This window comes from Microbacterium sp. Leaf159, from assembly GCF_001423615.1.
Classification (GTDB): domain Bacteria; phylum Actinomycetota; class Actinomycetes; order Actinomycetales; family Microbacteriaceae; genus Microbacterium.
In genome coordinates, this window is sequence record NZ_LMOU01000001.1 from 1,539,045 (window position 1) to 1,543,426 (window position 4,382).

At 68.6% G+C, this 4,382-nt stretch carries 5 protein-coding genes; 1 reads left to right on the top strand and 4 read right to left on the bottom strand.

Translation table 11 applies throughout. From position 1 onward, the window contains the following. Nucleotides 1-56 precede the first annotated feature (56 nt). The gene (locus tag ASF80_RS19270; RefSeq protein ID WP_268776034.1) at nucleotides 57-209 is read left to right on the top strand and encodes a PfkB family carbohydrate kinase; all 153 of its coding nucleotides are present in this window, start codon (nucleotides 57-59) and stop codon (nucleotides 207-209) included. A gap of 40 nt (nucleotides 210-249) precedes the next feature. Here ASF80_RS19270 and ASF80_RS07355 read toward each other — a convergent pair whose 3' ends face one another. From ASF80_RS07355 to ASF80_RS07370, 4 genes are all read right to left on the bottom strand, one after another. Continuing rightward, nucleotides 250-1,116 carry a MurR/RpiR family transcriptional regulator gene (locus ASF80_RS07355; RefSeq protein WP_056515928.1) on the bottom strand — a complete coding sequence of 289 codons (867 nt, stop codon included), beginning with the start codon at nucleotides 1,114-1,116 and terminating at the stop codon, nucleotides 250-252. 14 nt (nucleotides 1,117-1,130) lie between these two features. Next, a complete protein-coding gene (locus tag ASF80_RS07360) occupies nucleotides 1,131-2,645 on the bottom strand; it encodes a glycoside hydrolase family 3 protein (protein WP_056309363.1) in 1,515 nt (504 codons plus the stop codon). Continuing rightward, a complete protein-coding gene (locus tag ASF80_RS07365) occupies nucleotides 2,642-3,475 on the bottom strand; it encodes a carbohydrate ABC transporter permease (RefSeq protein ID WP_056309366.1) in 834 nt (277 codons plus the stop codon). Before ASF80_RS07365 ends, ASF80_RS07360 begins: the two co-directional genes overlap by 4 nt. Continuing rightward, nucleotides 3,472-4,382, bottom strand: a 911-nt coding sequence (locus ASF80_RS07370) for a carbohydrate ABC transporter permease (protein ID WP_235559904.1), incomplete at its 5' end; no start/stop codon positions are given. The genes ASF80_RS07365 and ASF80_RS07370, both read right to left, overlap by 4 nt.

The window sequence follows — 4,382 nt, forward strand, 5'->3', positions numbered from 1 at the left end:
CGCGCGGAGCGGTCGCGTTCGAGGGATCGGAGCGCACCGAGAGTGCGGCACTGGATGTGCCGGTCGTCGAATCGATCGGCGCGGGAGACGCGTTCGCAGCCGGATTCCTCGCGGGGGTGCTCACCGGGCTCTCGCTCACGGGCAGCCTCGCTCGCGCGCATCGCATCGCGACCCGCGCTCTCGCGAGCACGCGCGACCACGTCGACTGACACTCGTCCTCAGGCGGATGCCCCGCCGACGGTCCGGGGGTCAGCGGCGGCGGCGCGACGCCGCCGCGTCGTGCGTCAGCTGGAGCGGGATCACGACAGGCTCCCCACGGTGCTGCACGACCCGCACGAAGAGGATGTCGACGAGGGCGAGCTGCGCGATGCGACTCGACATCGCCGCCATGCGGAACGGCGACTCCTGTGCGTAGGTGAGCAGCACGATGTCTGCGGCAAGCGCCAGCGTCGAGTCCGGCGCGCTCGTGACGGCAACGGAGAGGGCGCCGGCGTCTCTGGCGACCTCCACCGCCCGCACGACCTCCTGGGTCTCGCCCCCGTGCGAGAAGGCGATCACGACGTCATCAGGCGAGCGCAGCGACGCGGTCGTGAGGGCGAGATGCGGGTCTGCGGAATGGGCGACGGAGCATCCGATGCGAGCGAGCTTCTGCTGAAGGTCCTGCGCCGTGAGCGACGACGCGGCCTGCCCGAACAGGTCGACGTGTCGCGCGGCGACCACGGCCAGCGCGACGCGGTCGAGGGCGGCCGCATCGAGTCCCAGCGCCGTCTTCTCGATCGCGTCGATCTCCTGGGACGCGAGCTTGGCGGCGATCGCCGAGGGCTCGTCATCCGGATCGATCGCCGTGGTGTCGAGACCGAACCTGGCCTGCTGCGCCTGAGCGAGCGTCACCGTCCGAGCCACCGCGACCCTCAGCTCGCGGTACCCGCTGAACCCGAGCGACTGCGCGAATCGCGCCACTGTCGACAGCGACGTGTTGCACAGCCGCGCGAGGTCGTTGATGGCGAGATCCACGACCAGCGTGGGGTCTCCGAGAATGGTCTCCGCGACCCGAGCCTCGGCAGCACTCAGACGGGCGATCGATCGGCGCACCAGCGCGAGAACGTCTGAGTCCACGGTGTCATCCTGCCTCAGTCGGCCAGGCCCGCGTCGCCGCGTGACGAGCCGTCTCCGGTCGAGCCCCTGCCGATCAGCCGTTCTCTGGCCGCCTGCGCACCGACCAGACTCGCCGCTCCGACCTCGACGATCGGCAGGGCGAGCGGATGCTGCGGTGCGAGCCCGACGTTGACCACGACGCCGTCGGGGTCGCGGACCGCGGCGCGCTCGACCAGAGATCGCTGCGCGTCGTCCGCATCAGGTCGATCCAGCAGGATGACCGTGAGGCCGTCGGCCGCGACGGCGGCGTCGAGAGCCTCGTCCTGCTCATCGAGCGAGGTCCGAGCCACGTCGACCCTGGCACGGTGGCCGCCGGCAGCGAGCGCTTCGGCGACGTAGGCAGAGGCGCTGTCGACGGCGAGAGTCGACCGGCGGCGCGCGTCGACGACGGCGAGTGCCTCGGCATCCGCCGTCGCGCCCGTGATCGCCCGACCGACGATCTCGCGTGGATCGAAGTCGACCGGAGCGGATGCCGCGTCGGCACGCTCCCGCAGGGCACCGGCGAGGGTGGCGACCCGAGCGGCCGCCTCTTCGATCCGCGTCCGCTGCAGCGATCCGTCTCGGAGCGCAGCCACGATGCCGTCCCGCGCGTCCAGGAAGTCGCGTCGATCCTGGTCGGGAAGGGTGGCTCCTCCCCTGTTGGTGGGGTTGCCGATGCACAGCAGGTCGACGCCCGCCGCGAGCGCCCGTGCCGCGCCGACACCGATGCCGACGGTCTCACGGATCGCCGCCATGTCGAGGGCGTCCGAGATGATCACACCGTCGAAGCCCCAGTCGCGGAGCATGCCGAGAACCCGGCGGTTCAGCGTCGCAGGCTCGGCTCCCCACGCCGGGACGACGATGTGCGCCGTCATGATCGAGTCGACGCCCGCGGCCACCGCGGCCCGGAACGGCTCGAGGTGCACCCGCTCGAACTCGTCGATGTCGAGCGAGATCACGGGCGACGCGTGATGCGAGTCCAGGTGCGTGTCGCCGTGTCCGGGGAAGTGCTTGACGCACGCCGCGGCCGCGCCGCTCTGGATCCCGTCGACGGCAGCCAGGACGTGTCGCGAGACGAGTGTCTCGTCATCGCCGAACGAGCGGACGCCGATCACCGGGTTGCGCGGATCGGTGTTCACGTCGGCGACCGGCCCGAGGACGACGTTTCCGCCGATCGCGGTGACCCGTCTGGCGAGCTCTGCGCCCGACGCCCTCGTCGCCTCGACGTCGTCGAGGATGCCGAGCTGCCCGGCCCCGGGAAGGGTGGATCCTGTCGCGGACTCGAGACGGGTGACGTTGCCGCCCTCCTCGTCGATGCCGATCAGGGCGTCGGGATTCGCGCGGAGGATCTGCGCGCTCAACGCGGACAGATCCTCGCCGATGTTCTGCCCGAAGTAGACCACGCCGGCGAGGCCCTCTTCGAGCTCGGCGACGAGCCACTGCGGAGCCTCGGTCCCGAGGAACCCGGGCCAGAGCACCGCATTGGCGAGTCGTTCGAGCTCGTCCGTCATCCCTTCACCGCTCCTGCCACCATGCCGGCGGAGAGCCGGCGCTGCACGATCACGAAGAAGATCATGACAGGGATCGTGATGATCGTCGATGCCGCCATGATGCTGCCCCAGTCGTTGGAGTGCAGCCCGAAGAACGACTTCAGACCGATCGACACCGTGTACTGGTCGGTGGCGCTGCCGAGGATCGTCATGGCGAAGATGAACTCGTTCCACGCGGTGATGAAGCTGAAGATGCTGGTCGCGACGAGACCGGGCATCACGAGCGGCAGCAGGATCGAGCGGAACATCCGCCACCAGCTGGCACCGTCGATGTAGGCGGCCTCCTCGAGCTCCACCGGCACCGCGGCGACGAATCCGCGCAGCATCCAGATGCCGAACGCCAGCGATAGCGCCACGTAGACGACCATCAGACCCAGGATGCTGTTGAGCAGGCCCAGGCTCTTCACCTGGAGGAACAGCGGGATGACGAGGGCCTCGAGCGGCACCATCTGCACGACGAGGATCATCATGAGGATCGTGGTGCGGAACTTGAAGCGGAAGCGCGCGACGGCGACCGCCGCGAGCAGGCACACCAGGGCGCTGACGAGGACGGTGACGAGCGCAACGATCGCGGAGTTGCGGAGGTAGGTGGCGAAACCGCCGTCGGTGAGCACGAACGCGAAGTTGTCGAACGTGAACTCCTGCGGCAGGAGGGACTGCCCGCCGCTGGACGCCTTGGCGTCGAGGGCACTGGAGACCATCCAGTAGACGGGGAACAGCGTGAAGATCAGGACGGCGGCGATCGCGATGCCGGTGCCGACGCGCGACATGACCGAGGGGCGGGGGTTCACAGCTCGTCCTCCTTCATGAGCGAACGGATGTAGACGATCGTGATGCCGATCAGCACGAGGGTGAGGAGAACGGCGAGGGCGGCACCGAACCCGTAGCGGTTCTGGCCGAAGGACTCGACGTACGACCAGACACCGAGGTTGAGCACCGATCGGTTGCCGCCGCCTCCACCGGGCATCAGGTAGACCTGCGCGAAGACCTTGAAGTCCCAGATCGTCGACAGGATGATCACGACCGAGAAGACGGGCTTGAGCGTCGGGAAGATGATCTTCCAGAAGCGCATCCAGGCGTTGGCGCCGTCGAGGGCCGCGGCCTCCAGCATCTCCTTCGAGACGCCCAGAAGACCGGCGAGAACCGTGATCGCGACGAACGGGAAGCCGTGGTGCACCACGTTGAGCAGGACGATCGCGTAGAACGACCACTGGTTGGTGAACCAGTTCACCGGGTCGTCCATCAGACCGAGGTCCTGCAGGACGGTGTTGAAGATGCCGCGGTCGGCATCGAAGATGAACGTCCAGACGTAGGTTCCGGTGACGGCGGGCATCGCCCAGGCCACCATGATGCAGCTGGAGACGATCGTGCGCCAGACGGTGCCGAGCTTCGCGAGCAGCAGGGCGACGAGCGTGCCCACTGCGACGGTGACGAACACGGCCACGGCGGCGAAGCCGACCGTGTTCGGGAGGACGACCGTCCAGAGTGTCGGATTGGTGAGCGCCTCGACGTAGTTGTCGACGCCGATCCAGTTGTTCTCTCCGGTGTTGATCTCACGCAGGCCGTAATCCTGCAGCGAGAAGATGAAGACCTGGATGAGCGGCCACAGCATGAGCACCGCGAGGATGACCAGGCCCGGGGCGAGGAGGAGCCAGGGGCGGGCCGTGAGCAGCGAGAGTCCTCGCTTGCGCGGCCGGC

Coding starts and splice junctions, on each gene's coding strand:
- ASF80_RS07360 (WP_056309363.1), bottom strand. CDS start 2,645: ATGACGGACGAGCTCGAACGACTCGCCAATGCGGTGCTCTGGCCCGGG.